Origin of the sequence: Mesorhizobium sp. M1A.F.Ca.IN.020.06.1.1, assembly GCF_004023265.1 — a bacterium.
Classification (GTDB): domain Bacteria; phylum Pseudomonadota; class Alphaproteobacteria; order Rhizobiales; family Rhizobiaceae; genus Mesorhizobium.
In genome coordinates this window covers 1-5,388 of the sequence record NZ_RZSR01000362.1, presented here as the reverse complement: position 1 = coordinate 5,388, position 5,388 = coordinate 1, and the positions used below count along the sequence as shown (strand labels likewise).

Sequence of the window (5,388 nt, the reverse complement as noted above, 5' to 3'; positions counted from 1 at the left end):
GGCAAAGACGTTGAGACCGTCCTGGCCGGTATAAGTGGACAGACCGATGTCGGAAACGACGAACCACTGGGTGGCGCGCGAACCATAATCGTCGCTCTTGTCGTCGACCGGCTGGGCGGTCAGCACATAGACGCCGGGCTTGCGCTGCGGGATCGCTTTGTCGACCGGGAAGGAGGTGGTGACCTCCTTGTTGAGGTCGTTGGCGATGTCGAGCGTGCCTTCCCAGACCGGCTCGCCCATCTGGTCGGAAATGGTGGAAATGTCGTAGCCGTCGAGCTGATGCAGGAACTGGTAGCCGGACAGAAGCTGCGCCAGCGATCGGTCGCCGATGCGGTAGAGCTTCATCTTGGCGGCGCTCATGTTGACGGTGACGACCGGAATGCCGCGGCGGGCGCCGGCCGGCAGCACGAAGCTGTCGCCGGTGAAGCGAGCGGACGGGGCGCGGTCCTGGACATAGATCGACAGCACGACCGGAGCGGCAATCGTCTCGCCGATCGCGGCCGGCAGACCGGCGCGGAAGGTCACGTCATAGTGCTGGCCATGTTCAAGCCCTTCGACGCAGATCTGCTTGTCCTTGGCTTCGACAGCCTTGGGAGCGGCATTGTCGACGGTGACGAACTGCGAATAGTCGACGCCGGTCTTCACCAAGTCCTCGGAGAACTGGGCGCAGATGCGCGGCGAAGAGGAATCGGCATCGACGGAATGGTCGACGACGCGGAAACCCTTGCGTGCCTTGAGGTCGGCGTAGTCGGCCTGCACGGCTGGCGAGTTCACCAGCGCAAGGCTCGCCTCATAGGCCTGAATGGCCGGCCGGAAAAGGTCGCGCTTGTCGAGGCCAGCGGCAAGCAGCGCCAGCGCCTCGGCGCGGGTCTTTGCCGTGCGCACCAGCTTATAGGCGTTGAAGGCCGCCGAGGTGACGTTTGCCGGCAGGGTAGAGGGCTCGGAGGTGTTGGAAGCCGGCTGCACGCCGAGCGTCTCGCGCGCCAGCGCCAGCCAGAGCGCGCCGTCGTCGGGCAAGACAGACAGCGCCGCCTGGTATTTCTGCATGGCCAGGCGATGGTCGCCGGTCAGCGCTGCCTGCTCGGCCGCGGCTTGAAGTGCGGCCAGTCCTTCGGTCGGCTTGTCATAGGCCGGATCGGTCAGCTTGTTGCGGAACTGCTGGGCCTGATCGGCCATCCAGTTGGGGAAGAAGGCAAGTGGAGGCGGCGCGCCGATATCGGGGTCGCCATCGACGTTTGCGACTTTGCCGGCGACGGCGCCGCTGAAGGGTTTCAGCTGATTGTAGTCGGATTTGAGAAAGCACCATTTGGCCTTGGTGTTGTAGGTGAAGGCGCGGCAGGCGGGATCGCCGAGGCATGTGGTCTTGCATTGGTCGAGGCTGACATTCTGGTCGGACCTGAGGTCGAAACCGAAATAGTCGGAATTGTCAGTCGTCACGATTCGCCGGGCTTCGGCCGCTTGCGCGGCCCCGCTCAAGGCAAAGAACAGAAGAATGAGGAACGAGAAACCACGAGCCGCGCGCATTGCCATATCACCCTCCCGACATTGCAGCGTCCGGGCATGATCAAGCATCAAACAGGCTTGTCAACGCCGAACGCGGCAGGTTTTCAACCCGCCAACGGTTTCCATGCCGGCCACAGGCCGGTATTTCGACAGAACCTCCATGGGACAAGGGTTCACGCTTTCTTGCGAAGGCGCAAAAGGTGTGAATTCCAAGCCCGGTCTATTTCAGACAATTGGATTGTGGCCCCTTTACGAGCGTTTCAGAACTTCATTCCAATTTTAGTTTTGTCGTCTAGGTTAGCGTAATGCCGGCGTATGAAACGCAGATGTCAGGAGGGATCGCGCCAGGGCGCGGGCTTCCGCGCGCCCTGCTTTTGGCGCTCGTCTGCGCGGCCATGCTCGCCGGCGAAGCGCGGCCGGCGGCTGCTTTCGAGATTTTCGGCATCAAGCTTTGGGGCTCGTCCAAGGACGAGGATGCCGACATCGTCGATCCGCTGCGCTATTCGGTGACCATGGACGCTCCCGATGCCGACAAGGATCTGGTCAAGAAGCTGGAAGATGCCTCGGCGCTCAAAAATGACGAGGAGCATCCGGTATCAGGGTCGCTCGGCTTGATGGCCAAGGCGCGCAGCGACCGCGAGCAACTGGTTGCCGCCCTTTATGCCGACGCCCGCTACGAGGGCGTGGTCGCCATCACCATAGAGGGCAAGTCCATCGACCAACTGCCGCCGGACGCCGAATTCAAGGGGCTGCAGCCCATTCCGGTGGTCGTCAGCATCGCCGCCGGGCCGAAATTCACCCTCGGCGACATCAGACTGAAAGGCGACGCGGCCGGCCTGGCGAGCGCCGATTTCGGCCTGATCGCGGGCGGCGACGCCAGTTCGGGTGCCGTGCTCAAGGCCGAAGCGGCGATCGTGCGAGCGCTCAAGGAGGAGGGCAGGCCGCTAGCCAAGGTGACGGATCGCGAGATCGTCGCAGACCATGACACCTCGACGCTCGACGTGACACTGACGGTCGCGGCCGGCCCGGTCGCCGGCTATGGCGAGACCACAGTAGAGGGCACCGAAAAGGTCGATCGCGACTTCACCGAATACATGACCGACCTAAAGCGGGGCCAGCAATATTCGCCGCAAGAGATTGACGATGCCCGCGATCGGCTGCTCGGGCTCGAAGTCTTCAACAGCGTGACCATCAAGGAGGGCGAGAGCCTCGACGCCCAAGGCAACATTCCGATCGACGTCCAGGTGAGCGAGCGCAAGCCGCGCTTTTTCGGCGTCGGCGGCACGTTTTCGAACACGGAAGGACTGGGGCTCGAAGGCTATTGGGGCCACCGCAACCTGTTCGGCCAGGCAGAGAAGCTGCGCATCGACGGCTCCATCAGCGGCATCGGCAGCAACAGCATTTCCGCGCTCAACTACAATGCCGGCATCATGTTCGAGAAGCCGGGGGTGCTCGGGCCGACATCGAAGTTCTTCACCGGCGTCAAGACCGTGTTGGAGCACCCCGACGCCTATGACCATTTCTCGGTCAAGGGCGACGTTGGAGTCTCCTACGACCTCGACAAGAGGCAGCGGGTCTCGGCCGAATTCGACCTCGACTACTCGAGGATCACCGACGCCTTCGGCAAGCACACCTATCTGATCGCCAGCATTCCGCTGCAATATGTCTATGACAGCCGCGACAACAAGCTCAACCCGACCAGGGGTTTCCGGGCGCTCGCCTATGCCGAGCCGAGCTACGACATTCTGAACGGCGCGACATTCCTCAAGTTGAAGGGCGAAGGCTCGGCTTACCAGTCGCTCGATACGGCGAGCAGATTCGTCCTCGCCGAACGCGCCACGCTCGGCTCGATCGTTGGCACCGGGCTGCAGAATGTTCCGGCCGACAGGCGCTTCTATTCCGGCGGCGGCGGCTCGGTGCGCGGCTATGCCTATCAAGGTATCGGCCCGAAGGACATCGACGGCCAGCCGATCGGCGGCCTGTCCCTGTTCGAGACCTCGGTCGAGATGCGCATGGCCGTCACCGACACGATCGGCATCGTTCCGTTCGTCGATGCCGGCACGGTCTCGACCAAATCCTTCCCCGATTTCTCCGACGTCAAGGTCGGCGCCGGCGTCGGTCTGCGCTATCTTACGCCATTCGGGCCGCTGCGCATCGACGCCGCCGTGCCGCTCAATCGCGATCCGGGCGATCCGCATTTCGGCCTCTATGCCGGCATCGGTCAGGCGTTCTGATGATGAGGATATTCTGGCGCATCCTTCGTATCTGCCTTTACGCGCTGCTCCTGCTGCTGGTGGTGGCGATCGGCGCCCTCGCCGTGCTGACCGGCACCGAAGGCGGTCGTCAGAATCTCGCCGGTCTGATCTCGAAGCTGGCCTCGACCGAGGACCGCAAGATCACCGTCAGCGGTATCGAAGGCATCTGGTCCGGTCAGCTCAGGCTCGATCATGTCGTGCTGGAGGATCGCACGGGGCCCTGGCTGGTGGCGCGCAAGGTGGCGCTCGACTGGTCGCCGACGGCGCTTTTGTCGCGCAACTTCAGCGCCGATCGCATCGAAGCCGAGCGCATCGAGTTGGCGCGGCTGCCACGAGCCGGCCAACAGCCGTCGCAAGGCGCATCGAACAGTCTGCCGGTCTCGATCGACGTCAAAGAGATCGAGCTGCCGGAGATCGCGCTCGGGCAAGAGCTCGCCGGCAGCGGCATTGCCGAACTTGCCGCCAAGGGTTCGCTCAAGGCCGATCCATCGCCGCTGGCGATCGACACGGTGCTCAAAGTCGCCCGCCGCGACGGCAAGCAGGGCAATGTCGACGCCAAGGTCCGTTTCGCGCCGGCCGACAACAAGCTCGACCTCGATCTCAAGGCGTCGGAGCCGGCCGGCGGCATCATCGCCAATTTGCTCAAGCTCCCCGATGCGCCCCCCGTCGATATCGTCGTCTCCGGCACGGGGCCGCTCGCCAATTGGAACGGCATCGGCACGTTCGTTGTCGACCGTCAGATCGTCGCCCAGCTCACCGGCCGCCATCAGTTGAGCGACAGGGGCCACTATATCGAGGCCAAAGGCGACGGCGAATTCGAGCGCTTCCTGCCGGAGAAGTTCAAGTCGCTGTTTGCCGGCAAGACGAATTTCGACGTGGCCGGGACGGCGACCACGACAGGCGGGATCGATATCGAGCGCGCAATTGTAGAGAGCGGCGCTGTGCACGGCACGGCCACCGGCAATGTCGACCCGAAGGGCGCCAGCGATCTTGCCGTCGAGCTCTCCGCCAAGGACAAGCCCGTCACCATCGACGTCGGCACCAGCGCGGTGCCGATCCTGGTCGCGGTCGAGAAGGCGACCGCACGCGCCTTTGGCGACGGCAAAGCGCCGATAGTCGACATCGGCACCTCGTTGGCCTCGATCGCCGTCGGCGGCACGCAGCTCAACAATGTGACGGGACAGGTCCATTCCGACGGCTTCGACGTCGCGACCCGCACCGGGCCGGTCAATGTCAAGCTCGCGGCCGCCGGCCTGAAGACCGACGTGGCGACCCTGGCGCCGCTGGTGACGGGCAAGCTAACCGCCGATCTCGCCGGTTCGATCAGCCGCGACACCGTCACCGTCGACCAGGGCACGTTGCGCAGCGATGCGCTCAATGCCGCGCTGACCGCCGGCGTCTCGCTCGCCGACCTGTCGATGACGCTGAAGATGAATGCCGACGCCGTATCGAAGGCGCTGCCGCCGCAGATCAGCTCGCTGCTTGGCGAACGGGTGGAATTCTCGGCTACCGCGACCCGGGATCCGGAAGGCGCTTTCGCGGCCAACGAGCTGGAACTCACCTCCGGCTCGCTCAGCGCCAGCGGCACCGCCAGCGCGCAAGGCTCGGATATCCAGGCAAACGTAAAGGG

General features: G+C 64.0%; 2 protein-coding genes and 1 pseudogene. 2 read left to right on the top strand and 1 reads right to left on the bottom strand.

Translation table 11 applies throughout. The features are described 5' to 3' along the window. Positions 1–1,530 (bottom strand): PAN/Apple domain-containing protein (locus EOA60_RS17020; protein WP_245502572.1); only part of this gene is annotated, 1,530 nt, incomplete at its 3' end. A 278-nt stretch (positions 1,531–1,808) separates the two neighbouring features. On the opposite strand from EOA60_RS17020, the gene EOA60_RS17015 reads away from it, so the two are divergent. Further along, positions 1,809–3,737 carry an autotransporter assembly complex family protein gene (locus EOA60_RS17015; RefSeq protein WP_095824959.1) on the top strand — a complete coding sequence of 643 codons (1,929 nt, stop codon included), beginning with the start codon at positions 1,809–1,811 and terminating at the stop codon, positions 3,735–3,737. Next, positions 3,737–5,388: pseudogene (locus EOA60_RS17010) on the top strand (translocation/assembly module TamB); the annotation flags it as partial. The gene EOA60_RS17015 and the pseudogene EOA60_RS17010, both read left to right, overlap by 1 nt.